We start from the raw sequence: 24,613 nt of genomic DNA, 5'->3' as shown, positions 1-24,613 counted from the left end.
ATTTTTTTTTACTTTTAGTCCGTGCTAAGATATTATTATCTATTGGGACATAAACATGTATTTTTCGACAAAGAAGGATACAATATATGAGAGTGACCAGGAAAGGGTGGAGTAAAGAACCATGCAATTTAAAAAAATCGGCGTCATCGGCGGCGGCACCATGGGACAGGGTATTTCTGAAATGCTCGCGTCCAAAGGAATTGATGTGCTGCTGGTAGAGCAGACACCAGAGAAACTAGACTACGCCTACAATATGATTGAAACGAGTCTGGACAAACAACTGGAAAAATGGGCGATCACACAAGCGGAGAAAAAACTGATTTTATCCCGCATCCAGAAAGTTTCCCATTTGGCTGAGCTCGGCAGCTGTGACATGGTCATTGAGACCATTACAGAAAATCTGGACGAGAAGAAAGCTGTTTTCCAAGAACTGGACTATGTGTGTCCAAACAACATTATTCTTGCAAGTAATACATCCACGCTGAGCCTGACAGAGCTTGCCAGCTCGACCAAGTATCCTGAGCGTGTTATTGGTATGCACTTTATCTATCCAGTATCCCGCATTGACCTTGTGGAAATTATTCGTGGCTTGAAAACTTCAGACGATACGTTTGAAAACACAAAAATATTTGTTGAAGAAGTAGTGGAGAAGAAAGGGGTTATGATTTATGAATCCCCAGGCTTCGTAACAAGCCGTATCATCTGCCTGCTAATCAATGAAGCAGCTCACGTTCTTCAAGAGGGTGTCGCTTCTGCTGAAGATATCGACGATGCTATGCGAATCGGCTACAGCTTCCAAAACGGTCCTTTGGAAATGGCTGACCGCTTTGGTCTGGATTCCGTTTTGGCTGCTCTGGAGCGCATGTTCCGTGAATTCGGCGAATTGAAATATCGTCCGTCCATCGTCCTGAAGAAAATGGTGCGTGCAGGTAATCTGGGCGTGAAATCGGGCGAAGGCTTCTTTAAGTACGACAAGGATGGTGACCGGGTATGAAAATTCTCGTAATTAATGCAGGGAGTTCTTCCCTGAAATACCAGCTGTATGATATGACGGACGAATCCGTTCTGGCAAAAGGATTGGTCGAGCGCATTGGTATGGATTCATCCATCTTGACGCATAAGCCAACCAACAAAGAAGAATACACTGAGGTTAGCGAAATTCTGGAGCATACTACAGCGATCCGTAAAGTGCTGAATGCACTCACAGATGCGGAACATGGTGTAATCTCCAGCACTAACGAAATTCAGGCTGTGGGACACCGCGTTGTTCATGGAGGCGAAATCTTCAAACAGTCAGCGGTTGTAACGCCTGAAGCGAAGAGTGAAATCCGCCGCTTGTTCGACCTTGCGCCATTGCATAACCCGGCTTCCATGATGGGTATTAAAGCGGCTGAATTGAATATGCCGGATGTACCGCAGGTTGTTGTATTTGATACCTCATTCCATCAAACGATGCCTGAAAAAGCTTATATGTACGCCATTCCAAGAGTGTTGTACAATAAGTACAAGGTTCGTCGCTACGGCGCACACGGTACTTCCCATGATTATGTAAGCAAAGAAGCTGCCAAATTCATAGGTCGTCCTTTGGAAGAGTTGAAAATCATCACTTGTCACATCGGTAACGGCGGTAGTGTAACAGCGGTTCAAGGCGGTTTGTCCGTAGATACTTCCATGGGTATGACTCCACTGGAAGGACTTATGATGGGGACACGCAGCGGTGATTTGGACCCGGCAATCGTGCCTTATGTGATGAACAAAGAAGAATTGACGGTCAATGAAGTCAACTCCATGCTGAACAAGCACAGTGGACTTTTGGCTATTTCCGGTATCAGCAGTGATATGCGTGAAATCACGGAAGGTATGGAAAAAGGCGAAGCTAATTCTACATTGGCATTTGAAATGTATGAATACCGTCTGCGCAAATACATTGGTTCGTATACCGCGGCAATGAACGGAGTAGACGTGATCGTATTCACGGCAGGTGTAGGCGAAAACTCCGTCGTTCTGCGTAAGAGAGTGTTGGAGCAACTGACATTCCTCGGTATCGAGCTGGATGAATCGTTGAACGCTATTCGTTCTGGCGAGCCTCGCCGGATTACAACAGCAAATTCGAAGGTTGATGTATTGATCGTTCCGACGAACGAAGAGCTGGTTATTGCCCGCGACACGTTCCGTCTGGTTCAGTAGTTCGACCCGAAGTTTAAACTTTATGCATACGGAGCTATCACTTAAATAGGTTCCGTATGCACCAAACAGCGAGAGCAAACAGCCTGACCCAGGGGGAAGGGCTGTTTGATTTTCGGTTAAGAGGAGAGACGGTCATGACGAATAAAAGTACGATTGCCCTAGTGGGCCGCCATGTAGGGGAAACGGTTACAATCGGCGCTTGGGTCAATAATAAACGATCTAGCGGTAAAATCCAGTTCCTTCAACTGCGCGATGGTACCGGATATATTCAAGGGGTTATCGTGAAAAGCGAGGTGTCCGAGGACATTTGGAATGATGCCAAATCCTTGACCCAAGAGAGCTCCCTGTATGTTACCGGAGTTGTGCGCGAAGAACCGCGTAGCCAATCCGGTTTTGAATTGACGGTAACGGGCATTGAAATCATTCATTTGACAGAAAACTACCCGATCACGCCTAAAGAACACGGTGTAGATTTCCTGATGGATCACCGTCACCTGTGGTTGCGTTCTGCTAAGCAACGCGCGGTTCTGATCGTACGGGCGGAAATTATCCGTGCCGTACAGGAATTTTTTAATGGCAATGGCTTCACAAAGGTGGACCCGCCGATTTTGACTCCTTCTTCCGCAGAAGGCACAACTGAGCTGTTCCATATCAAATATTTTGATGAGGATGCTTATTTGACACAAAGCGGACAGTTGTATATGGAAGCGGCTGCCATGGCGCTTGGCAAAGTATACTCGTTTGGTCCAACGTTCCGTGCGGAAAAGTCCAAAACACGTCGTCACCTCATTGAGTTCTGGATGATCGAGCCGGAGATGGCTTTTGTAGATCATGAGGAATCTTTGCGCGTACAGGAGCAGTTTGTGGGTCATATCGTACAATCAGTGCTGAAAAATTGTGCAAAAGAGCTTGAAACGATCGGACGCGATGTTTCGAAGCTGGAGCAAATTCAGGGAGAATTCCCGCGCATTACGTATGATGAGGCGATTGCTTTCCTTCAAGGTGAAGGATTCGATATCCCTTGGGGCGAGGACTTTGGCGCTCCGCATGAAACGGCTATTGCTGAGAGATATAACAAGCCAGTGTTCATTACACATTGGCCGACTCACATTAAGGCATTTTATATGAAGCCTGATCCAACTCGTCCAGAGGTTGTACTGTGCGCCGATATGATCGCTCCTGAAGGCTACGGCGAAATTATCGGCGGTTCCCAACGGATTGATGATCCGGCCTTGATGGAGGAGCGTTTTAACGAGCATAACCTGGCGCGTGAAGCTTATCAATGGTATATGGATCTGCGCACCTACGGCACCGTTCCGCATTCCGGCTTTGGACTGGGACTGGAGCGTACGGTAGCATGGATTTGTGGACTCGATCATGTACGTGAAACGATTCCGTTCCCACGTATGCTGTATCGTCTGTATCCGTAACCAATGACAGGATCATTCGACAAGACATCAGCGGCAGAGTGGGCGGAGGGAGTAGCCTTTGCTATGGAAGCCGGAATGGTCCAGATTCCCTATGCCCTGCTCAAGCATTACCAGACGCTTCGGCTGACGGATGGCGAAATGCTTCTGCTTATGCAGTTGCTTGCCTTTAAACAAGCCGAACGCAATGAATTTCCAACCTGGGAGCAATTGCAGGCCCGTATCGGATGTACAGCGAACGAAATTGCACTCCATTTCAGCAAGCTGATGAAGGAAGGTTTTCTGCGAATTGATACTGTGGAGGACCGCAACTCGTCCGTTCAATTCGAACGCTACAATCTAACGGGGATGTACCGTAAGTTGGCGGAATGTATGATACCCGAGCGCACGGAGCACAACGATGACGATGATATTTTGTTTGCTGGGAAACCGGATGTGCTAAATGGTATATCGGAATCTTCACCTTCAGAGGAACGGAATTTGTTTACGATTTTCGAGAAGGAATTCGGCCGACCGTTGTCACCGATGGAATACGAGACGATCACCAGTTGGGTGGATCAGGATCGTTATCCCGAGGAGCTGATTTTGCTCGCTTTGAAGGAAGCGGTGTTTGCAGGGAAGGTACATTTCCGGTATATTGACCGCATTTTGCTGGAGTGGAGCCGCAACCGTGTCCGTAATGCACAAGATGCAAAGGAATACGCTCAGCGTTTCCGTGGCGGCGGACGCAGCTAAAGCGATAGACCGAGGTTTTCAGGCAGCAGAAAGATTTATATGCTTGGTTAAAGTAACTAAAAGCTAAACGTATGTAAGTAAAATATTCTAGCATACAGCAGCTTTAGCGATAAAGGACACGCCACTCCAACAGGAGGGTGTGTCCTTTTTTAGTACGCCCAGCATGGGCGTCATCTCTAGGGTGAAAGTCCTGAACGGGGGCTGGCGAGCGCCTACCGTTAGCCAAGGGCAAGGGTGTCCACCGTGAGGTGGAATCTGAAGGAAGCTGGAGGCAAAAGCACGGGCCAAGGTACACGAACTGGATTTGAGGCTGTGTCAGTCGGATGAGTCACCTAAACATGACGAAATCCAAAGCCGCCAAGGACTGACGCGGTATACTCCAGTGGTCGCGGGCAGAAAGATGGCGTTCTTATCTGGGGAGACCTGTCAGATAAGCAAGGAAAAAAAACTTGTAACCGTAGCCGAGAGGCTACGCTGAACGGACAGGAGTCAGCAGAAGCCATAGTACGTAAGCTGTTGCAACAACTTACGGAAGGGCTGAACCGAAAGGAGAGAGGAAACCGATGCGTTCGCATGAAGAGCAAAGACAGCCGAATATCTCGCAAGAGAGCTGCCAGCAAAGAGAAGCGGTGAAGCCGTCAGGGTATGCTGGAGCGCTGAGTTCTTCGTCGGCACAAGTCGCCCTATCCTCTCGCGAAGACCAGAACAACTTGCTGGAACGAATGCTCGAAGGAGATAACCTCAGGCTCGCATACAAACGAGTGGTGCAAAACGGAGGAGCGCCTGGTGTGGACGGTGTAACGGTAGCCAATCTACAAGTTTACCTGAATACGCACTGGGCAAGGGTGAAAACTGAACTTCTGACGGGAACGTACAGGCCTGCGCCAGTCAAACGGGTGGAAATTCCCAAACCCGGAGGCGGTGTACGGCTTTTAGGCATCCCGACCGTAATGGACCGATTTCTCCAGCAGGCGCTTTTACAAGGGATGAACCCGATCTTTGACGCGCAATTTTCCTGGTATAGCTACGGCTTTCGCCCGGGGAAAAGTGCACATGACGCGGTGAAACAAGCGCAAAGATATATCCAAAGTGGACTTCGCTGGGTCGTGGATCTAGATCTGGAAAAGTTCTTTGACCAGATGAATCATGACATGTTGATGGGAAGGGTGGCGCGGAAAGTGACGGACAAAAGAGTGTTGATGCTGATTCGTGCCTATCTGAACGCCGGAGTCATGGTGGACGGAAAGCTGGAGCGTAGCCGGGAAGGAACGCCACAAGGCGGCCCGCTTAGTCCGCTATTGGCCAACATTCTACTGGACGATTTGGATAAAGAATTGACGGAACGTGGCCTGCGGTTTGTGCGCTATGCGGACGACTGCAATATCTTTGTGGCGAGTAAGCGAGCAGGCGAACGTGTGATGGAATCGGTAAGTCGGTTTGTAGAAGGAAAGCTAAAGCTAAAAGTGAATGGGGAAAAGAGCGCGGTAGCCAGACCCTGGCACCGGAAGTTCTTAGGGTTCAGTTTCCTGAGTCAGAAGCAGGCGACGATTCGAATAGCACCAAAGAGCCTCAACGCATGTAAAGAGAGGATTCGAGAGCTGACAAATCGAACATGGTCCATTTCCATGGAAGAACGGATTCGCCGATTGAACCGCTATCTGTTGGGTTGGCTCGGTTATTTCCGTCTAGCTTCGGTGAAGACGCACCTCCAAAAACTGGACCAGTGGATTCGGAGAAGACTACGAATGTGCCTGTGGAAGCAATGGAAACGAGTACGCACACGAATCCGTGAACTCCGGGCACTTGGGGTTCCAGAGTGGGCATGTTTCAAGATGGCTAACTCGAGGCGAGGCGCATGGGAAATGTCCCGGAATACCAATAATGCCCTTCCTACTTCCTATTGGAAAGAGAAAGGGCTGAAAAGTTTGCTTTCACGTTATCTGGAGCTTGGTTAACCTTTTGGAACCGCCGTATGCGGACCCGCATGTACGGTGGTGTGAGAGGACGGGGGTTTACCGCCCCCTCCTACTCGATAATATTTTTTTCGGAATATGCAGGGGGAGGAAATTCTCCGGCGTCTATAGTATTGGGAAGGGGGAGAGCGTCATTGATATAGAGAGAATCATTGAACGAATACGGTCTGGCGACCGGCAGGCGTTCCGTGAAATGGTAGAGCTGTACAGCAAGCATGTGTATCATGTGGCCTATTCGGTACTGCATGATAGCAAAGAAGCGGAAGATGCCGCGCAGGAAGCGTTCGTTCAGGTGCATAAGTCTCTCCCCCAGTACCGGAACGAAGGCTTTAAAACGTGGCTGACCCGAATTGCGCTCCACAAGGCGCTGGATATCAAGCGCAAACAGGACAGACGGCCCGCAGAGCTTATAGATGTGACAGAAACCCTCGTACAGCTCCCTTCCCGGGATGAGGATGTGCTGGTCCGTCTGATCCGCGAGGAACGAAATGTGGAACTATCGCAAAAAATTGCCCAACTGCCCCAGCAGCATCGGGATATTATCCAGGCCTATTATATGCAGGGCAAAACATATGACCAAATTGCGGAAGAGATGCAGTTAGCCTTAAAAACGGTGGAGTCCAGACTCTACCGGGCACGGCAGTGGATTCGAAATCACTGGAAGGAGGAGGAATGGCAATGACTGACCAACATGATAAACCGTGGACTGAAGGGCATATGAATGACTGGCACGCCTATATTACAGGAGCTTGCACGACAGAGGAATCTGAACGACTGGAAAAGCTTCTGCTGGAAGATGAACAGGTGCTGGTTTTATATCTTGCCGCACTGGAGCAGTTAGAATCGACATTGGACGATTGTTCTGCCTGGATGGATATGGAGCACTTCACAGATCAGGTAATGGCTGCTCTTCCCGATATGGAAGCAGAAGCGAGTCAAGTGATTTTCAAAAAACGTCGTTGGTTTGAAAAGCCTGTGTTTCACTACGTTGTTGCAGCAAGCCTGACGTTGATCTTGCTGTCCAGTGGTGCTTTTGACAAAATGATGCCGCAAACCAGTGGTAAACCGGTTCCTCCGAAAGAACGCGTCTCTTACAGTGAAGAGGTCATGCGGGCTACGACAAGCTGGCTGGACAAATTAAAGCCCTAAAATAAATTAAAGTGGCAGAAAAAAGGTTTAATTCAAACCTCCAGATGAGATTTTATCAAAATCCCAAGATTAGAAAGGAAGTGTAGCGGTGCCTTATACGGAACGAAGCAAGCTCCTGGCATTTCTGTTGAACATTATTCCCGGTGTGGGACACTATTACTGGACCAGAAAAGCCAATGCGTTTGTATACACCATTTTGTTTTTCGGATGTCTGGCGGGAGGATTATTTTTTTCGGTGGTTTCAAGCGACGAAATGCCTTTATTGGCCAGTATGTTTGTTGCCGCTCTTTTTTGGGGACTCAGTATGCTGCATATCATTATTAGCTTGTTGCGTTATGATCCTCGTGCAGTCGCTGCTCCATATCCCCCTCATGCAGGCCCCAATCCATATGGCTTTTACTCTCAAAGTAGGCCTTATGGAGATGCAGGTTTAACGGGAGAGGTACCGAAGGGTGCAACAGACGCAGATACGGATGCACCGAGAGCAGAGATGGGTTATGGTGCAGGCTATAACTATTATGAACAAGGACACTACGGTGTGGCAGGATCGCCTGCTTTTCAAAAAGGATCGGACAATGAACGTTTTTTCACCATATTGCTGTCGTTCATCCCAGGACTGGGACACTTTCATTTGAGGCTGATGCAGCGTGGTTTGTCTTTCCTGATGTCCTTCTTTGGCTTTGGAGCGATTCTCGTTTTTATTACCAGCATTACAAACGAATCCGGATTTTTGGCGTTTGCGGGCGTGCTGCCGATTATTTGGCTGTATTGTATGTTTGATGCAGTGCAGCATGTACATCGTAAACAAGCGGGAGAAATTCTTCAGGATCGGACCTTGTTTGAAGAACTGGAGCATGGAAGAGTCGAGGGGCGGCGTAGCAAAATGCTGGCTACCATTCTATCGGTATTTCCCGGGGCGGGACATATGTATATCGGTCTGCAAAAACGTGGTCTTCAGCTGATGCTTCTGTTCTTAGGCGGCATTTACGTGCTGGATGTGCTGCATTTGTCCCTCTTTTTGTTCCTGATTCCGGTGGTCTGGTTTTACAGCTTTTTTGATGCATTGCAGCAAGTAAGTCGTTATGGACGGGAACCGTTGATTGACAAGCCTGTGATCGGTATGTTTGCACAATATCACCGTTGGGTAGGCTTGGGGTTGCTATTGCTGGGCGCCTATTACATCTTGATCAACGTACTTGTTCCCACTCTGGATCGTCTGTTTCCGAACAGAGAGATTTATAATTTGGTTGACATGTATCTACGGACGATCATCGTATCCTTATTGTTGATTGGCGGTGGTATTTGGATGATGATCGGTAATTCCAAATCTAAACGGGTAAAGGAGAAACAATAGGATGGATACTGAGTTTTCAAAGAGTGAGGCTCCCTTTAAGGGAGTCCATCATCCTCATAGCGATAAAGGAGGCTCCACAGGCATATTCGGTACATCATCCAACAAAAGCAGCTCCTCCAAAACACCAAACGCCCCGGCAGGGGTATGGAAGGTCGGGAGACTGTCGATGGGACTTTTTCTGGTCTTGTTGGGAGGGGTAACGTTTGCCTCCAAGTTTTGGGGAGCGGGCATATTGGATCAGGCATTGACGTGGTGGCCTGTCGTTTTTGTTCTGCTGGGACTCGAAATTTTAATGTATACGGCGTGGAAAGGGACACGTGAGCGCATTCGTTATGATCTGTTCAGTATGTTTATTACGGCGGTCCTGGTTTTTTGCTGCATCGGATTTGCTGTGGTCAGTTCACTGGGACTTACTTCGCAAGTCAGGGATATGATGAGCTCGGTTCAGGAAACAAGGGTCCTTCCTGATTGGCATGAAAAACTGCCTGTCGGAGTGACCAAGGTGATCGTGCAGGGGGAAAATCCCTATGCGGTCAAAATTGACGCAACCACCTCACCGGAGGTGCATGTGTTCGGAAGTTATGTCTATACAGGCAACGAGGATGATTTAAAAGAACAGGAGCTGTATCAGACAAAGCATATCGGAGATACGCTGTATGTGCTACTGAGCCAAATCCCGACACGTTTTATGCAACCCCAGCATCAGCTCGACGTTACGATTGCTGTACCCGAGGGGATTACGGTTACCGTGCGCGATAGTCAGGGAAATGTAATTGAAAAATAGAGAGACTCTTCGGCTCCGGCTTTACATCCTGCGTCATTCACGCGATACTAGAAGGAGAAGCTTCAATAGAAACCCAAAGTGCTTGTGAGCTGCTCATTTAGTGAGTGAGAACCTGCGGGTGGACATGGGTATGCTGAATCTGAATGTAAATGCGAATGTGACCAGGAAAGAGGGAGAAACCATGATACCATTAAATCCTGATACGCTTACCGGGCGTGAAAATTATAAGCTGTTAAGCGGAAGCATTATTCCAAGGCCAGTCGCCTTTGTGACGACACTGAGCAATGAAGGGGTGCTGAATGGTGCGCCGTTCAGTTATTTTTCCATCGTAGCTTCCGAGCCGCCGCTGCTGTCTGTGTCCGTGCAACGTGTCGATGGGGTGTCCAAGGATACAGCACGTAATGCGATGGAGCAAAAAGCCTTTGTCGTTCATATTACGGATGAGGACAATGTGGGCGCGGTGAATGTGACGGCTTCCCGTCTGTCGCCGGAGGAAAGTGAAATCACACTAGCCGGACTTACGCCGATAAAAAGTACAAAAATCGCGGTTCCTGGCGTGGTTGAAGCGAAAATACGCATGGAATGTGTCCTGGAGCAGGCGATACCGCTGGGGGGCACAGAGGGCGCACCTGCCTGCGATCTGCTGATCGGGCGCGTGGTGCAGTATCATTTGTCCGAGGAAGCGTATCAAAATACATACATAATCGCCAAGGAGCTGCGTCCGGTGAGTCGTTTGGCCGGCAATGATTATGCAAAGCTGGGAGAGCAATTCAGGCTGGAGCGTCCCCAATAGGGGGCGTTGCTTTTTACAGCATAAAGGGTTACGATTATAAAAAAATAGCACGGGAGCCTGCGGAAGCAAGCTGAGAGTACGACTATTCTGTCGTAGACCGTATGAACCTGTTGGATAATGCCAGCGCAGGGACCTTAGTGTAGGAACACTCTGCTTTTGCATAGTGTTTTTTTGTTGTTTCATACACTTGAGCATGTGCATGCTGAAAACCATATCTCTCGGCTGGAAAGAAGCGCAGGCTCCTGTCATCAAAGGAGCAGGGTTCGTTTGATATTGAAATTCATTTTACTTTATACCCAAAATCAGATTCAGGATGAGTGGCAGAATTGGAAGCGGCAAGGTGTTGTCAGGGGGCTACAGCTATGACCCATACGGTGCACAAAGCATTGACCATTGCAGGCTCGGACAGCGGAGGGGGCGCGGGCATACAGGCTGATTTAAAAACCTTTCAGGAGTTGGGCGTGTACGGCATGTCTGCCCTGACGGGAGTTACTGCTCAAAATACACGTGGTGTACAAGCTGTTCATCCTGTCCCTGTTGCCATGGTGGAAGCTCAATTACAGTCCATAGGTACAGATTTACCACCTGATGCCGTTAAAACGGGTATGCTCGTGAGTGCTGAGGTCATTCGTCAGGTGGCCGCGCAAATTCGCCAGTTTCGGTGGCCTAATGTTGTCGTAGACCCGGTAATGATCGCCAAAGGCGGAGCTTCTCTACTTCATGACGAGGCAGTGGAAACGCTAAAATCGTATTTGTTACCGTTGGCGAAGGTAGTCACCCCAAACTTTCCGGAAGCGGAAGCGTTGACAGGCTTAACCCTCTCCAGTCGTGAGGATGCGAAGGAAGCCGCTCGAATGCTGGCTGATTTGGGGACCAGCTACGTGATCATCAAGGGAGGGCACAGCACGGAAGCGGAACGGTCCGTGGATTTGTTGTTCGACGGGCGCGATTTTACCGAACTGGATGGGGCAAGAATTCATACCCCGCATACCCATGGAACGGGCTGTACCTTTTCGGCGGCGCTGGCGGCTGGATTGGCGGCAGGACGAAGTGTACCCGAGGCGGTGCAGACGGCCAAGGCTTTTATACAGGCGGCGATTGAGCAGGGCTTGGGTATCGGCAGTGGGCATGGACCGACGAACCATTGGGCATGGAATGCACGCTGGACAGGAGAAGGAGCGTCTGTATGGAGCAGGGCAATGAGGGAGGAACAAAGCGATGCCAAGAGTTGATATAGGGCGTATGCGGGAGCATCTGCGTCTTTATTTGGTCATGGGGAGTATGAATTGCGGCCGTGATCCGCTGATAGTTTTGGAGGAAGCGTTGCAGGGAGGTGTGAGCCTTTTTCAATTGCGTGAAAAGGGTGCAGGCTGTCTGACGGGAAGTCGCTTGCACGAGTTTGCTCAAGCCGCCCGGAGGCTGTGTCATCAGTATGACGTTCCATTTCTCGTCAATGATGATGTCGAGCTTGCCTTGGCTGTGGATGCAGATGGCGTCCATCTCGGACAAGATGACGAGCCGGCAGACCGCGTTCGCTCCCGAATGGGCGACAAAATCATCGGCGTATCGGTACACCGCCTAACAGAAGCGGAGCAGGCGGTACGCGCTGGCGCTGATTATGCGGGCGTAGGACCGATGTTCCCGACTCGTTCCAAGCCGGATGCACATCCTGTGCAGGGACCGGAGCTGGTCCGCAGGCTGCGTGCAGGTGGTGCTAGCCTTCCGCTGGTAGGCATTGGTGGTATTACAGCGGACAACGCTGCCAGCGTCCTACAGGCTGGAGCGGACGGCATAGCGGTCATTTCAGCCATCTCATGGGCAGAAGCCCCCTGTGAGGCTGCACAAAGCCTGAGGAGCATCCTTTCTCGCAGCGTGCTATAATTACATGAAATGATCAGAGTTTATTTAAAAGCAGTGCAAAATAATATGCCGGGATTGTGATAGGATATGGTTGTCTGCGACGGCTACCATGCGGGCGTGCTTTTTAATGAGTTACAGCTACGGGCGAATACTTGTGAGTAATGGTTACCAAGTAAATAACTAGAGACTCTATCCCGCTTATATAATCAGGTTGATTCCATAATGATAGAAAGGCAGTCCGGGACTTTATATACACGTCCAAGGCTGCCTTTTCATTTAAAAAAAGAGAACGCTCCCCCGCTTTCGCTTAGGCTACGTTCTCTGTGTTCACTTTGCACTTTCTAATTAAAGCAGGCTCAAGTATATAAGCTGAACTCGAAAAATGAACATCAAAACGAAGTAGGTGGAATGGTGCTGTACAAGCGAAGTGGTCGCTTTTGTCCCCGGATCTCTACCTTTATCATAGGTTTTATTTAAGAAATCCGGGGGCGGTGGCGATGGGAAGCACCATCCGACTGCGCAGTAGCACAATAGGTAACTTTTGAGTTCAACTTATATATCAAGTTGCTCTTCAAACTAAAGTCTCAGCAGCAGGGAGCGGTACGTCGTTTCAAACAAAAATTCAAACGCCTCCAGATGCTTTTTAGCTTCAAACACATCACGCCCCCACGCATAAATGCCGTGGTTGCGCAGCAAGATCCCCGGCACCTGATCATTCAGCACACCCGGCACCAGTTTGGCAATCGCAGCAATATCTGCGTAATTCGGCAGCACGGGAATGTCAATCGCAGCATTTTCCTCCCAAATGTTTAAAGCCTTAATGAGTTCAATGCCTTGTACAGGTACAGAGCCACGTTCCCCGTAATATTCGGAAATGAGATTGTTAAAAACAGTATGCACATGGAAAACGGCTCCGCAGCCTGTGAGGCGGTAAATTTCGCAATGAATCAGCGTTTCGGCGCTCGGCTTGAGGTTTGTAGCTTCTACCGCTTTTCCGTGCTGGTCCACGAACAGAAAATCCTCCGGTGTCCGCTTGGTTTTATCCTTGCCGCTGGCAGTAACTGCAAAATAAAATTGTTCAGGATGAAAATCCCTGATCCGTATCGACAAATTGCCGCTCGTGCCGGGGAACCAGTTGCGAGATGCGAATAGCTCCTTGACATCAGCGAGTTCTTCCAGTGCGCGGTGTTTTTCTTCCAACGTAATGTCTGCCAAGCTATAGCTCATTTACAGCACCCCTTGCTCCTGCTTTTGCTTTAAATCCTTAATAATGTCGTCAAATGTTTCAAAGGGCACGTGTGGTACGCCTAGCTCCTGGCACTTTAAAGTCAGGTGCGAGCGGGAGTACACGAGGTCGACAATTTTGGCTCCTTCAAAATCCGTCAGGCTGTCCCCGATCAAGATTCGTTCGTACTGTTCGGCAGGGTATTGGCGAATCACGGTTGTTTTGCACATACCGCAGTCGTTCGTACACGGTTCCTGACATGTATGCGGCCACGTAATCTCAATATGATTCCCCGAGAAATTGGCACCATTGCAGTAAACGTGATCCTGTGGAATGTCGAAAGGCTCCAACAGAGGATCAATAAAGAAATCAATACCGCCGCTGGTGACAAAAAATTCAATATCCTGTTCCCGTACATAGTCCAAAAAACGGGCAAAGCCCTCGCGTATACCAGCTTGTCCAAGTACATAAGAGATAATTTCATCTTTTTGCGCCGAGGGCATCAGAGCGAACATGGCACCAACGCCTTCACGAATAGACGTGTGTCCGTTCACGATATCATGCATGATGGCCTCACAGCCCGCAGGCTGAAAATGCTTCATAATGGCGACAATATTGTCGCTGTTCGTAATTGTCCCGTCAAAATCGCAAAAAATGACAGGTTTCTTCGCTGTACTCATCGTTCTCCTCCCCACGTGTCGAGCGCGGATTGCAGCTCGGGGTGCGTGCGGGCGTATTCCGGCAGCGGCACAGCCAGACGCACGGCTTCAATCGCCTGCACAAAGGCGCGCCCACCTGCTTCGGTGCCGAGCGGATGGCCGTGAATACCGCCCCCGGCGTTCACGACAACATCTGTACCGAAATCACGCACAATTAACGGCACCAGTCCGGGGTGAATCCCTGCGGATGGCACAGGCATGCTGGCCTTCAGCGGCAGCTCAGGGGTTATCAGCTCATCGCGGATCGCCATGTTTTCCTCACGCGGCATCGTAACCGAGCCGTAAGGAGAAGGGAAGAGCACGAGGTCGGCCCCTGCCAGTCGCATGAGCTGACCGAGCAGCACCGACGCCGAAATACCATAATGCGGCGAAGGATAAGCAGCACCCGCCAACGATGGGTGGGCTGCAATCGGCACCGAGATAGCGGGATCGCTGCTCAGTTCATGCAGCACATCGTAGCCGTAGGCCAGCACGTTGAACAGCAGGGCATTTGCGCCTGCGTCGATGGCCTTGAGGGCTTGCGCTTTGAGCTGTGAGGTTGGTCCAGTTAAATTAGCGGCGTACAGCAGCTTTTTACCGGTTTCACGCTCAGCGGCTTCGGCGGCTCTGATGCAGACTTCGACGCGTTTTTCAATCGGCGTCAGCGTATTTTCAAATAAAATCTCGTCGTCCTTGATCAGATCGACGCCGCCCAGGGCTTGTCGGGTAAACTGCTCGCGCAGCTCGTCCAGATTAAGGCCAATCACCGATTTGAAAATGCTCATAAGCAGTGGACGGTCATACACGCCGAGCTGCTCACGCAAGCCACTGATGCCGAACTTCGGCCCCGGAAAAGCGGAACGGAATGCTTCCGAGAAGCCCAGCTTCGTCAGCTTGATACGGCCGTCCATCGAAATTTTGCCGAAGACCGTCACCAGCAGTGCGGGAATGTCCCGGCTGAAATTGACATCCGGGTAAGCGATGGTCAGGTCGGCATACCGTTCACCGGGACCTCCATCGTGAACGTCCACGGATTGAACCGAGCCGAGATGCTTTTGCATTGCGTCCCGCTTGGCTTGCGGAAGCTCGGTCCAACTACCCACCGTCATGCCGATGGCAATGGTTTGGGCCTTTTTGTTAAAATCGGCTTTGTCATCGTATACCCGGTAGGTCGCTAAGCAATAGCTCATTCAATTCCCTCCTTTAGTACAGCTCCCATTTCACGGGATCGTTCAGCACAACGCTGTACCGCCGCAATTACCGTTTCGTAGAAATCGCCTTTGTCCAGTGTATCCAACGCCGCTACCGTGGAGCCGTTGGGTGACATGATTTTGTGGCGCAGGGCAGAAGGCTCCTCCCCGGTTTGTTGTACCATGCGTGCCGCTCCAAGTGCGGTTTGCACCGTCAGTTCGTGCGCTTGCTCAGGAGTCAAGCCACCACGGATTCCCCCGGCAATCATGGCTTCCATCAAGTAGTAGACATAGGCAGGACCGCTTCCGGAAATCCCGGTCAAAACATCCATTTTCTCTTCTTCTATAACCGTCACCGTACCCACAGATTCGAATATTGTAAGCACGTTTTTACGCTGGTCTTCGCTAATCTCCTTGGAAAAGCTGATGCCTGTGGCTCCCAATCCAATCGAGCTGGATGTGTTCGGCATCGTCCGGGCGATGGGCTGCTTGCGACCGAGCAACGTTTGCATCGTACGAATGGACAGTCCGGCGATCACCGAAATGATCAGCTGTCCATCGGACAGGAGCGGGCCGAGCTGTCCAAGGGCTTGTGCAGCATCCTTGGGCTTCATGGCAAGCACAATCACTGGAGAACGGCGCAGCAGCTCAATTTTGGCGGTATCCTCAGTTTGGAACAACACCCCATATTGCTGTTGAAGTTCCTCCAGGCGAGCCTGATTGCTACGGTTGATGACGGTAATACCACCACGTTTGACAACGGAACGGGCCATCATCCCGCGAATAATAGCCTCTGCCATCGAGCCTGCTCCGTAAAACGTAATTTGCTCTTGAATTAAAGCCTTTGTTTGTGACTCACACATGGTTTCATAACCTCCAAGGATACGGATTGATAAATAATATTATTCCCTGATTTGTCCAGTACCGTACACACGATATTTGGTTGAAGTCAGCGCAGGCAGTCCCATTGGACCGCGGGCATGTAATTTTTGCGTACTGATCCCGATCTCGGCACCAAATCCAAACTCAAAGCCATCCGTGAAGCGGGTGGAGGCATTGTGATACACGGCTGCCGCGTCCACTTCTTGCATAAAACGTTCGGCATGAGCTTCATCTGCGGTCACAATACACTCCGAGTGCATTGTACCGTAACGGGCAATATGCTCCAGCGCTTCGTCCAAATTGTCTACTACCTTGACGTTCATAATGTAATCATTATACTCAGTGCCATAATCCTCTTCCGTGGCTGGAATAGCCCAGGGAGCCAGTTTCCGTGTCCGTGCGCAGCCACGCAGCTCGACCCCGGCTTCACGGAAGCGTTCTGCCAAACTCGTCAAATGTGCCTGTGCATAATCCGAGTGAACGAGCAGGGTTTCCATGGAGTTACATACGGACGGTCTTTGTACCTTGGCGTTCAGCGTAATGGCCTCAGCCATTTGTGTATCCGCCGTAGCGTCCAAAAAGGTATGGCATACGCCAGCTCCGGTTTCAATGACAGGCACAGTAGAATTCTGAACAACATTTTGAATAAGCGAGCGCCCGCCGCGTGGAATGATCACATCCAGCAAACCGTTCAGCGTGAGCATTTCATTGACAGAGGCGCGGTCTGAATCTTCAATGAGCTGAAGCGCATCGCGCGGTACAGCAGTTGTGTCCAACGCCTGTTGGAGAACTTCAATGATTTTGCGGTTGGAAAATAGGGCCGCCGAGCCACCGCGCAGCACAACCGAATTTCCTGTTTTCAGACACAGGCCCGCAGCATCTACCGTCACATTAGGACGCGCTTCATAGATGATGCCGATGACACCCAGCGGCACACGTATTTTCTCAATACGAAGGCCGTTTGGACGTTCGATATGCTCGAGCGTGTCACCGACCGGATCAGGCAGCTCCACAATTTGGCGTAAGCCTTCGGCGATGGACCCGATTCGGTCCTCGGTCAGCTTGAGGCGGTCGAGCAGCGATTCCGACGTTCCTAGTTCCCGTCCACGCTCCAAGTCGTTTTTGTTCGCTGCAATCAGCTCTTCCGTATGATTTACCAGTGCTTCAGCCATGGCGAGCAGCGCTTCGTTTTTTTGTGCTGTCGTCAGTCGGTTCATGACCCCGGCGCTTTTTTTGGCCAGAGTTGCTTTGGCGCGTACTTCACTAAACTGGCTTTCATCTGTTGTGGCTGTGTTCGTCGTTAATTCACTCATGTTACGGCCTCCCCGTATTTATAATGTAATCCATTCATCCCTGTGAATCACCTCAAGGCGGTGAATGGGACCGATCTTGCCCACAACCTCGCCGCTTGGTAATCCTTGTACGCTTCGAAGCTGCCCATCGTCATAATTGACGATGCCGCGCCCCAGCACCTTATTTTCCGGCCCCAGCACCTCAACGACATCTCCGGCATGAAAGCTGCCTTCCACGCGCCGTACGCCAACGGGAAGCAGGCTATGACCGCCATTCACCAGCGCTTCCTCAGCTCCCTGGTCTACATGCACCGTACCGAGCGGCGTCGACATGAAGCCGAGCCATTGTTTTTTCATCGGGAGGGAAGAGAGGTGGGTGTCAAAATAAGTCCCCGACCCATGTCCCTCCACGGCTGCATCCAAATCGCCGTCTGCGTTGACGCGTCCTACAAACACAGGCACACCGCCGCGTGTGGCGACTTTGGCAGCTTCGATCTTGGATCGCATACCGCCAGTCCCTACGGCTGACCCGGAACCTCCAGCCAATGCATAAATTTCCTCGGTAATCTCGTCGATGCGTTCAAAACGTACGGCGTTCGGATGCTTGCGCGGGTCTGCCGTATATACGCCATCGGTGTCCGTAATGATAATCAGATGCTGCGCTTTGACCAGATTGGCGACCAGCGCAGACAGCATATCGTTATCACCAAATTTCAATTCGTCAATGGATACAGTATCATTTTCGTTAAAGACCGGAATGACCTGCTGGCGCAGCAGTTCTTCCACAGTCATTCCGGCATTGTTCATTCGTTTGCGGCTCAAAAAGTCACTGCGTGTCAGCAGGATTTGCGCGATCACTAGGTCAAAATCTTTAAAAGCCTGCTCATAGGCCTGCATGAGAAGAGCTTGGCCAACAGCCGCTGCCGCCTGCTTTTCATGCAACAGTTTGGGCCGAAAGGGGTACCCAATCTCCCGAAATCCGGCGGCTACTGCGCCTGATGTAACCAGCAGCACTTCATGGCCTTTTGCACGAAGCAAGCTGATTTCCCGGGCAAAATAAGCGATGGCTTCCCGATTCAAGCCACCTTCCACTCCAGTTAGAGAGCTACTTCCGATTTTAATGACGATTCGTGTTGACAAGACGTCCACTTCCTTAATTTGTACTCTTTTTGATATACAAAAAAACTTTCATCCTTTATATGCAAAGGACGAAAGTTTGTGCTTCCGCGGTACCACCTTCATTGATGATTCATGATCATCCCACTTGAACCTGTTAACGGCAGGAACCGCCTGACTACGCAGGGCGCTCGGGGATAGGAGTTGGGAGAGGGTCCAGGTAAATTCTTGCAGCCTATCGGAATTTACTCTCTGAACAGGACGGGTCTCTCTTAGTAGTCCCTTCAACGCGCTAAATGATATTGGTAACAGAATACCATGAAAAGGTCTGGTTTGGCAAAGAGGTTGTAGCTGGAAAATACGGCTTAACCAAACAGGCTCAGCTTGCCAATTCGTTCAACCGCCTCGGTCAGTCGAGCTTCCGAGCTTAGCAGCCCCGCCCGCACATATCCTTCGCCGCCGTTACCGAAGCCGATCCCCGGAGCTACAGCTACCTTGGCTTCCCGCAACAGCAGATCGGCAAAGGAAGCCGAAGTATAGCCCTGCGGCACAGGCAACCAGCTAAAAAAGGAGCCGCTTGGGCGCGTCGCCTTCCAGCCTATTAGCCCAAGTGCATCATAAAAAGCGTTACGGCGCGATTTATAGCGTGCAACCAGCTCGCCCACGCAGTCCTGCGAGGACGTCAGAGCGGTCGCCGCCGCTGCCTGAATACCGCCAAACAGGCTTACATACATATGATCCTGTAGCAGATTAATCATCGAGATAATTTCGGCATTGCCGAGCGCGAAACCGACGCGCCAGCCCGCCATATTGTACGTTTTGGACAGGGTATAAAACTCAATCCCTATGTCCTTGGCCCCCTTGGCTTGAAGGAAGCTCACTGGACGTTCGCTGTCAAAGCCAATAGCACCATAGGCAAAATCGCTGGCAACCACAATACCATTCCGTTTCGCAAATTCAACCGTGTCCTCATAGAAGGAAAGAGGTGCAGTGGCTGAGGTCGGATTATTCGGATAATTGAGGAACATCAGCTTGGCTCGGCGGCGGTTTTCCTCGGAAATAGCCTCATAATCGGGCAGAAAACGGTTCTCTTCCTTTAAAGGGAGAAAGGACATTTCCGCTTTAGCCAAGGCTACGCCAGACCAGTAATCCGGGTAGCCGGGATCAGGCACGAGACACACATCGCCGGGATTGAGTAAAACTTGCGGTAGCTGCACCAAGCCTGTTTTTCCGCCAAACAGGATGGCGACCTCAGTTTCCGGGTCGAGTGTCACACCGTAATCCTCCTGATAGCGATGTACAACGGCTTCCTTGAGAAAGCTGTAACCGCGAAAAGGCGAATATTTATGATACAGCGGGTTATCCGCTGATTCTTGCAAAGCTTTTACAATATGAGGTGGGGTAGGTGTATCCGGGTTCCCTTGTCCAAGATTAATGACATCATGCCCTGCCGCAATTTCACGGTTTACATTTTGTACGAGTGTGGCAAAAAATTGAGTTGGTAACTGTTTCATCACATCAGCGGAGGGGATGGAAAAATTACTCATCATTTCACACGACCTTTTGGAATGGTTTGAGGATTAATTTATCATGATTTAACCAAGTTGTATAGAGGGGATTGGTCTTATGCGGTTGCGTGGCCGAGTCTGATCGGGCTATGATGGGAGAAAATGCCGGACAAGTGAGCATCGGAAGCTCCGGTTCACAAGGAGGATGAACGATTTTGACGTATCAAGAAGCTCAGCCGTTCAGTGTTGCACTCATACAAGCTCATATTGAGCTGGGGAATCCCCCGGAAAACCGCAGTCATATTCGTACGTTAATGGAACAAGCGGTGACAGCCGAGCTAAAGCCGGACCTGATTGTACTGCCAGAAATGTGGAACACGGGGTATGCGCTGGACCGCATTCATGAGCTGGCGGATCAGGAAGGAATGGAAACCCGCGAATGGATATCGGCATTCGCTTCTACTCATCAGGTGAATGTGGTAGCCGGATCTATCGCGGAGAAGAAAAGCGACGGTCATGTGTACAATACGATGCTCGTTTTTGACCGATCCGGTGCAGAGGTTGCTTCGTATTCCAAGATTCATTTGTTCCGGCTTATGGATGAAGAAAAATATTTGCAGCCTGGCGAGGAAAAGGTTTTATTCACGCTGGATGGAGGGATTCAGGCGGGTGCGTCGATCTGCTACGATATTCGTTTTCCCGAGCTAGCCCGCAGTCTGGCCCTGTCTGGCGCAAATGTGCTTGTCGTACCTGCGGAATGGCCACATCCCCGGCTTCATCACTGGCGTACGTTGCTGACTGCACGGGCCATTGAAAATCAAATGTACGTCATCGCCTGTAACCGGGTAGGACGCAGTGGAGATACGGATTTCTTCGGGCACTCTCTCATTATTGATCCGTGGGGAGAAATCATTGCCGAGGGCGGAGAGCAGGAGGATATCATCACAGGAACAATTGAGTCAGCCTTGGTGCAGGACGTGCGTGGGCGTATTCCAGTATTCGAGGACCGTCGTCCTTCTCTGTATGACCGTTAAATAAATATTACTATTCCTGTTTCAGATACAGCCCAAAGGTGTATTATAATAGTATCCCGACACCAGGAGGTTGATAACGATGGATAACCAAAGTAGATCCGAACTGGCAAATAGGGATGGCCTGTCACGGCCGAGAGGCTTAAATAGACAGGTTGTCGGCAATAATCACGAAATGGGCTATGATCAGGATAAAAGTCCACCAGATTCAGGGCGACCCTGATCACGATAAGGCGAGGACAGGCACTTTGGGATCACACAGCACATTGGAACTGAGGTAGGACAATCTTGGGAAACCAGGGCATGAGACCTTATGGAAAGAAGTGATGCGGGATGGATAAAGTGGAGTTTCCGAGCAAGGTTAAGGTAATCAGGCGAGGCTGACATGGAATTCAAGGGAACATGAAATAAGGTTCGTTGAAACCAGGTGGAGCAGCATAGCAACATTGTAATCGAACCTAATGGAACTGAACATTAAATGTGTAATGTATAGGGGTGTAGCCCCGGGACCGTCTTCTTCTCTGGCTTTGGCCGTGGAGGAAGACGGTCTTTTTACGTGAGAACTACTTTTGGGAAAGCTGTTTGACCGTTTCGCGGAAGGTTTCAATAAAAGCCTCGGCGGCTTTGGATAAATAACGTCCATTCCGATATGCAATGGCTAGTGTACGGCTTGGCGTCGGTTCAGCCAGGGGCAGTAATGCCGGAACAAACTCGCTGCTCGCGGCCCGGGCGATAAAACGAGGCACGAGTGTCACCCCCATCCCTGTCGCTACGAGCGATTGGAGGGTTTCCATATTGGTGCTTTCAAACACCACATTTGGCTCAAAGCCCGCTTGATGGCACAAGTCCATCGTCAGCTTTCGGAAGCCTTGCCCTTTTTTCAGGACGACAAACGGTTCGTCTTTCAGCTCTTCCAGATGCACTGGCTGTGGCTGGTCACCGTTTTTGCGCAGAGCCAGCGGGTGACCCGGGGGAACAGCGAGATCAATCCATTCTTCACCGATAGGCACATAGGAAAGTGTCGGCTCTACTAACGGGAGAGAAAGCAGGCTGAGATCGGTATCGCCGCTGGCTGTTTTTTTCTCCAGATTCATGGATGAATCCTCGACCAGAACAATTTCAATGTCCGGATGAGCTTTTTTAAATACAGGCAACACATGTGGCAGCAAATGGGAACCCGTGATAGGCATACTGCCGACGACGACCTTCCCCTTGCGCAGCTGAGAAATATCGTCCATTTCCTGCCGGAGCTGCTCGACTGCATCGACGATCTTTTTCGCTTGTTCCACAAAGCTTGCTCCTGCATGCGTTAATTCCACCGCACTTGTATTGCGTTGAAATAACAGGACCCCTAGCTCTTTCTCCAGCTTGGACAATTGCTGGCTCAGGGAAGGCTGAGCAATGTGCAGTTTTTCTGCTGCACGTGAGAAGTTTTTTTCCGCTGCAATTTGCAGGGTGTATTGAAGCTGTCTGAATTCCATCGAATTTCGGACTCCTTTTATCATCGTATCTTATAAGATTTACCTATTACATCATAGAGTGATTATACAATATTTCAATCAAAATCCCAATCCGAATTAACTCCATGTGTCACAATTTTTATATAGATGAAGCGTTTTTTCGTAAATAGAATCTTTTCTGACGGGCGATGGGGAGGATGCAAGCTGGAAAATCCCTATGCTGGTCATACCCCTGTCAAGTAGACAGATGAAAAAAGCTAAGCTGCCAGCGCGCATCGATATTCAATCGGTGCGCGTTGCTTCAGTTTGGCTTGAAAGCGCTGGTAGTTGTAATAGTACATGTATTCTTCCACCGCTTGCCGAATCTCCGCTTCTGAATTACACTGTTTGAGGTACAGCTTCTCTGTCTTGAGATGCGAAAAGAAGGATTCGATGCATGCGTTATCCAGGCAGCCACAGGGTAGCTTGTAAAGCTTTCATTTCCCCCAACGTCTCATTTTGCTAGAGCAGACACAACCCGATCCACGGTCTGGCATATTTAGCTAGCGGATCTGGGAGAGAATTATGGGTTTTTGTTGGTTTTAGGCAACACTTCGACTGTGATTTCAGCCCATTTGACAGAGCCGTACGGTGAACTACCTCCCACGAATACATCTGGACTTAGAATATTGACCAAATAAGTACCAGGTTTTCGAATAACGATAGAACCGCTAAAGGATTTATCCTGTTTGAGCGGGATAACGGTCTTTTTTTCAACTTCAACAAAATTGCCGTTCTGAAATGCTGCCACTCCAAAAGAAACTTCATTACTTTCGAGATACGTAGCTGTCACGACTCCAGCAATTGCTATTGGATCTCCAGCCTTTACATGGAAGTATCCCTGAGTCGGTTTGGTAAAGCGGATGTCTTGCTCGTTACCGGCATGGTTGTATCTGATAGGAACGGAGGACGGGTTTAATACTTTGCGATGGACCATTATCTTAGCAGATCCTTTATCATTGGTGTGAATTTCTAATGGATTTGGGCCGGGGCGAAGTTCTACTGAATATTCAATCCGCTGAAATGTTCTTCCATTCATTATAATCGGCTTTCCAATGTTTTTTTCTTTTCCCTTTAACGTGCTAATGCTACCTCCAATGGAGCTTGTCATGCCACCGTCTCCTGTATTTACCAAAAGATAAGCATGTCCAAACTCTTTTTGCACTAATGCGCTGAAAGTGATATTTTCTTTATCCGTTGTATACGTTGGGTGAAGCACTTTGACTACTTTATCGTTCCAGGCCCAGTGCATGACTCCATTACTCCATGTATAGTTTATTCCCATCTTAGACAGGAGTGACACCGGAATATACAATTGGCCGTTTTTTATAAACGTTTTAGGGATTGACTCATCCAGCGCTGTCACTGTTCCGTCGAAGTAACTTCTGTAAATCTTTGATTGGTTAGGCATTAATCGTAATGAGGAAAAAGGTACCGAATTCTCAGCGTCAAAATCCGCCCACGTGCTGCCTGTCTTTGCATCCCGCTTGATGGTTGCCAAGTGAGCTGTCTCCAGCCATCTGAACGGGAAATACAAATGATTATTTTTCTTCAGCAGGGGAGTGGCCTTTATGGAGACGGAATCCAGCGATAAGGAAGATTTGTTCAATCCGGCAGTCAATTGATGCGGTACCAGATAGAACACAGCCGCATCCTCTGCTACAATGGGAAGATTGGAAATTGAATTCTCCGCATAACTCAGGGCTGTTGGAAGTATGCCAGAAATAAGAAGACAGGAAGATACGAGTAGAGCAACAATAATTCGTCTCATGGAATAAACACCCGATTTCATTTTTTTATCATATATACCATAAAAACTTAAAAAAAGTTGTGAAAGACACGATCTGTCATTCTTACCCACCAGCTTTTTGGAAAAATATTCGTTCTTTCAAAGGGGACCCTAAAAGCAG

The 24,613-nt window shown here is 49.6% G+C and carries 23 protein-coding genes and 1 pseudogene; 14 read left to right on the top strand and 10 right to left on the bottom strand.

The genetic code is table 11. The features are described 5' to 3' along the window. The first annotated feature begins 121 nt into the window (after positions 1-121). The 12 genes from AC0WRU_RS13725 (at position 122) to thiE (ending at position 12,283) form a co-directional block, all read left to right on the top strand. Positions 122-994 carry a 3-hydroxyacyl-CoA dehydrogenase family protein gene (locus AC0WRU_RS13725; RefSeq protein ID WP_025683007.1) on the top strand — a complete coding sequence of 291 codons (873 nt, stop codon included), beginning with the start codon at positions 122-124 and terminating at the stop codon, positions 992-994. Beyond that, positions 991-2,187, top strand: a complete 1,197-nt coding sequence (locus tag AC0WRU_RS13720; protein WP_476125136.1) for an acetate/propionate family kinase — start codon at positions 991-993, stop codon at positions 2,185-2,187. The genes AC0WRU_RS13725 and AC0WRU_RS13720 overlap by 4 nt, the downstream gene beginning before the upstream one ends. 134 nt (positions 2,188-2,321) lie before the next feature. Beyond that, on the top strand, positions 2,322-3,617 hold the full coding sequence (gene asnS, locus AC0WRU_RS13715; RefSeq protein ID WP_014282049.1) for an asparagine--tRNA ligase: 1,296 nt from the start codon (positions 2,322-2,324) through the stop codon (positions 3,615-3,617). A gap of 3 nt (positions 3,618-3,620) precedes the next feature. Beyond that, on the top strand, positions 3,621-4,349 hold the full coding sequence (locus tag AC0WRU_RS13710) for a DnaD domain protein (protein WP_476125134.1): 729 nt from the start codon (positions 3,621-3,623) through the stop codon (positions 4,347-4,349). A gap of 563 nt (positions 4,350-4,912) precedes the next feature. Continuing rightward, the gene (ltrA, locus tag AC0WRU_RS13705) at positions 4,913-6,304 is read left to right on the top strand and encodes a group II intron reverse transcriptase/maturase (protein ID WP_476125132.1); all 1,392 of its coding nucleotides are present in this window, start codon (positions 4,913-4,915) and stop codon (positions 6,302-6,304) included. Positions 6,305-6,515: 211 nt separating this feature from the next. Next, complete coding sequence (locus AC0WRU_RS13700; protein ID WP_476125130.1) at positions 6,516-7,004, top strand: RNA polymerase sigma factor; 489 nt, start codon at positions 6,516-6,518, stop codon at positions 7,002-7,004. Then, a complete protein-coding gene (locus AC0WRU_RS13695; protein ID WP_476125128.1) occupies positions 7,001-7,471 on the top strand; it encodes a hypothetical protein in 471 nt (156 codons plus the stop codon). Before AC0WRU_RS13700 ends, AC0WRU_RS13695 begins: the two co-directional genes overlap by 4 nt. An 88-nt stretch (positions 7,472-7,559) precedes the next feature. Further along, the gene (locus tag AC0WRU_RS13690) at positions 7,560-8,825 is read left to right on the top strand and encodes a multi-tm2 domain protein (protein WP_476125126.1); all 1,266 of its coding nucleotides are present in this window, start codon (positions 7,560-7,562) and stop codon (positions 8,823-8,825) included. 1 nt (position 8,826) lies between these two features. Next, positions 8,827-9,609, top strand: coding sequence for a hypothetical protein (locus AC0WRU_RS13685; RefSeq protein WP_476125125.1), 783 nt, complete (start codon positions 8,827-8,829; stop codon positions 9,607-9,609). A 181-nt stretch (positions 9,610-9,790) separates the two neighbouring features. Then, positions 9,791-10,402 carry a flavin reductase family protein gene (locus tag AC0WRU_RS13680; protein WP_476128648.1) on the top strand — a complete coding sequence of 204 codons (612 nt, stop codon included), beginning with the start codon at positions 9,791-9,793 and terminating at the stop codon, positions 10,400-10,402. 362 nt (positions 10,403-10,764) lie between these two features. After that, positions 10,765-11,634 carry a bifunctional hydroxymethylpyrimidine kinase/phosphomethylpyrimidine kinase gene (thiD, locus tag AC0WRU_RS13675; protein WP_476125123.1) on the top strand — a complete coding sequence of 290 codons (870 nt, stop codon included), beginning with the start codon at positions 10,765-10,767 and terminating at the stop codon, positions 11,632-11,634. Continuing rightward, on the top strand, positions 11,621-12,283 hold the full coding sequence (thiE, locus tag AC0WRU_RS13670; protein WP_476125121.1) for a thiamine phosphate synthase: 663 nt from the start codon (positions 11,621-11,623) through the stop codon (positions 12,281-12,283). Before thiD ends, thiE begins: the two co-directional genes overlap by 14 nt. A gap of 555 nt (positions 12,284-12,838) precedes the next feature. Here thiE and AC0WRU_RS13665 read toward each other — a convergent pair. The 7 genes from AC0WRU_RS13665 to AC0WRU_RS13635 form a co-directional block, all read right to left on the bottom strand. Continuing rightward, positions 12,839-13,489, bottom strand: coding sequence for a methylthioribulose 1-phosphate dehydratase (locus tag AC0WRU_RS13665; protein ID WP_476125119.1), 651 nt, complete (start codon positions 13,487-13,489; stop codon positions 12,839-12,841). Beyond that, a complete protein-coding gene (locus AC0WRU_RS13660) occupies positions 13,490-14,167 on the bottom strand; it encodes a 2-hydroxy-3-keto-5-methylthiopentenyl-1-phosphate phosphatase (RefSeq protein ID WP_476125117.1) in 678 nt (225 codons plus the stop codon). Further along, a complete protein-coding gene (locus AC0WRU_RS13655) occupies positions 14,164-15,375 on the bottom strand; it encodes a 2,3-diketo-5-methylthiopentyl-1-phosphate enolase (RefSeq protein ID WP_476125115.1) in 1,212 nt (403 codons plus the stop codon). Before AC0WRU_RS13655 ends, AC0WRU_RS13660 begins: the two co-directional genes overlap by 4 nt. Further along, positions 15,372-16,238 (bottom strand): pyrroline-5-carboxylate reductase, encoded by an 867-nt coding sequence (proC, locus tag AC0WRU_RS13650; RefSeq protein ID WP_476125113.1) that lies wholly within the window; start codon positions 16,236-16,238, stop codon positions 15,372-15,374. Before proC ends, AC0WRU_RS13655 begins: the two co-directional genes overlap by 4 nt. Positions 16,239-16,277: 39 nt before the next feature. Continuing rightward, positions 16,278-17,570, bottom strand: a complete 1,293-nt coding sequence (locus AC0WRU_RS13645; protein ID WP_476125111.1) for a glutamate-5-semialdehyde dehydrogenase — start codon at positions 17,568-17,570, stop codon at positions 16,278-16,280. Between the two features lie 18 nt (positions 17,571-17,588). Beyond that, a complete protein-coding gene (gene proB, locus AC0WRU_RS13640) occupies positions 17,589-18,689 on the bottom strand; it encodes a glutamate 5-kinase (RefSeq protein WP_476125109.1) in 1,101 nt (366 codons plus the stop codon). 341 nt (positions 18,690-19,030) lie between these two features. Next, positions 19,031-20,212, bottom strand: coding sequence for an aminotransferase class I/II-fold pyridoxal phosphate-dependent enzyme (locus AC0WRU_RS13635; RefSeq protein ID WP_476128647.1), 1,182 nt, complete (start codon positions 20,210-20,212; stop codon positions 19,031-19,033). 176 nt (positions 20,213-20,388) lie between these two features. On the opposite strand from AC0WRU_RS13635, the gene AC0WRU_RS13630 reads away from it, so the two are divergent. Together AC0WRU_RS13630 and AC0WRU_RS13625 are read left to right on the top strand one after the other, a co-directional pair. Then, on the top strand, positions 20,389-21,207 hold the full coding sequence (locus AC0WRU_RS13630; RefSeq protein ID WP_476125107.1) for a carbon-nitrogen family hydrolase: 819 nt from the start codon (positions 20,389-20,391) through the stop codon (positions 21,205-21,207). Between the two features lie 79 nt (positions 21,208-21,286). Beyond that, complete coding sequence (locus AC0WRU_RS13625) at positions 21,287-21,427, top strand: hypothetical protein (RefSeq protein WP_162833909.1); 141 nt, start codon at positions 21,287-21,289, stop codon at positions 21,425-21,427. A gap of 340 nt (positions 21,428-21,767) precedes the next feature. Here AC0WRU_RS13625 and AC0WRU_RS13620 read toward each other — a convergent pair whose 3' ends face one another. The 3 genes and pseudogenes from AC0WRU_RS13620 to AC0WRU_RS13610 form a co-directional block, all read right to left on the bottom strand. Continuing rightward, complete coding sequence (locus AC0WRU_RS13620) at positions 21,768-22,685, bottom strand: LysR family transcriptional regulator (RefSeq protein ID WP_025682989.1); 918 nt, start codon at positions 22,683-22,685, stop codon at positions 21,768-21,770. 236 nt (positions 22,686-22,921) lie between these two features. Beyond that, positions 22,922-23,116, bottom strand: a pseudogene (locus AC0WRU_RS13615) (IS3 family transposase); the annotation flags it as partial. 110 nt (positions 23,117-23,226) lie between these two features. After that, a complete protein-coding gene (locus AC0WRU_RS13610) occupies positions 23,227-24,474 on the bottom strand; it encodes a hypothetical protein (RefSeq protein WP_476125105.1) in 1,248 nt (415 codons plus the stop codon). Between the last annotated feature and the right edge of the window lie 139 nt (positions 24,475-24,613).

The sequence above is a fragment of the Paenibacillus sp. 1-8 genome, from assembly GCF_056316205.1.
This window is presented reverse-complemented; position numbering and strand designations above follow the sequence as displayed.

Coding starts and splice junctions, on each gene's coding strand:
- AC0WRU_RS13725 (WP_025683007.1), top strand. CDS start 122: ATGCAATTTAAAAAAATCGGCGTCATCGGCGGCGGCACCATGGGACAG.
- AC0WRU_RS13720 (WP_476125136.1), top strand. CDS start 991: ATGAAAATTCTCGTAATTAATGCAGGGAGTTCTTCCCTGAAATACCAG.
- asnS (WP_014282049.1), top strand. CDS start 2,322: ATGACGAATAAAAGTACGATTGCCCTAGTGGGCCGCCATGTAGGGGAA.
- AC0WRU_RS13710 (WP_476125134.1), top strand. CDS start 3,621: ATGACAGGATCATTCGACAAGACATCAGCGGCAGAGTGGGCGGAGGGA.
- ltrA (WP_476125132.1), top strand. CDS start 4,913: ATGCGTTCGCATGAAGAGCAAAGACAGCCGAATATCTCGCAAGAGAGC.
- AC0WRU_RS13700 (WP_476125130.1), top strand. CDS start 6,516: ATGGTAGAGCTGTACAGCAAGCATGTGTATCATGTGGCCTATTCGGTA.
- AC0WRU_RS13695 (WP_476125128.1), top strand. CDS start 7,001: ATGACTGACCAACATGATAAACCGTGGACTGAAGGGCATATGAATGAC.
- AC0WRU_RS13685 (WP_476125125.1), top strand. CDS start 8,827: ATGGATACTGAGTTTTCAAAGAGTGAGGCTCCCTTTAAGGGAGTCCAT.
- AC0WRU_RS13680 (WP_476128648.1), top strand. CDS start 9,791: ATGATACCATTAAATCCTGATACGCTTACCGGGCGTGAAAATTATAAG.
- thiD (WP_476125123.1), top strand. CDS start 10,765: ATGACCCATACGGTGCACAAAGCATTGACCATTGCAGGCTCGGACAGC.
- thiE (WP_476125121.1), top strand. CDS start 11,621: ATGCCAAGAGTTGATATAGGGCGTATGCGGGAGCATCTGCGTCTTTAT.
- AC0WRU_RS13665 (WP_476125119.1), bottom strand. CDS start 13,489: ATGAGCTATAGCTTGGCAGACATTACGTTGGAAGAAAAACACCGCGCA.
- AC0WRU_RS13660 (WP_476125117.1), bottom strand. CDS start 14,167: ATGAGTACAGCGAAGAAACCTGTCATTTTTTGCGATTTTGACGGGACA.
- AC0WRU_RS13655 (WP_476125115.1), bottom strand. CDS start 15,375: ATGAGCTATTGCTTAGCGACCTACCGGGTATACGATGACAAAGCCGAT.
- proC (WP_476125113.1), bottom strand. CDS start 16,238: ATGTGTGAGTCACAAACAAAGGCTTTAATTCAAGAGCAAATTACGTTT.
- AC0WRU_RS13645 (WP_476125111.1), bottom strand. CDS start 17,570: ATGAGTGAATTAACGACGAACACAGCCACAACAGATGAAAGCCAGTTT.
- AC0WRU_RS13635 (WP_476128647.1), bottom strand. CDS start 20,212: ATGAGTAATTTTTCCATCCCCTCCGCTGATGTGATGAAACAGTTACCA.
- AC0WRU_RS13625 (WP_162833909.1), top strand. CDS start 21,287: ATGGATAACCAAAGTAGATCCGAACTGGCAAATAGGGATGGCCTGTCA.
- AC0WRU_RS13620 (WP_025682989.1), bottom strand. CDS start 22,685: ATGGAATTCAGACAGCTTCAATACACCCTGCAAATTGCAGCGGAAAAA.
- AC0WRU_RS13610 (WP_476125105.1), bottom strand. CDS start 24,474: ATGAGACGAATTATTGTTGCTCTACTCGTATCTTCCTGTCTTCTTATT.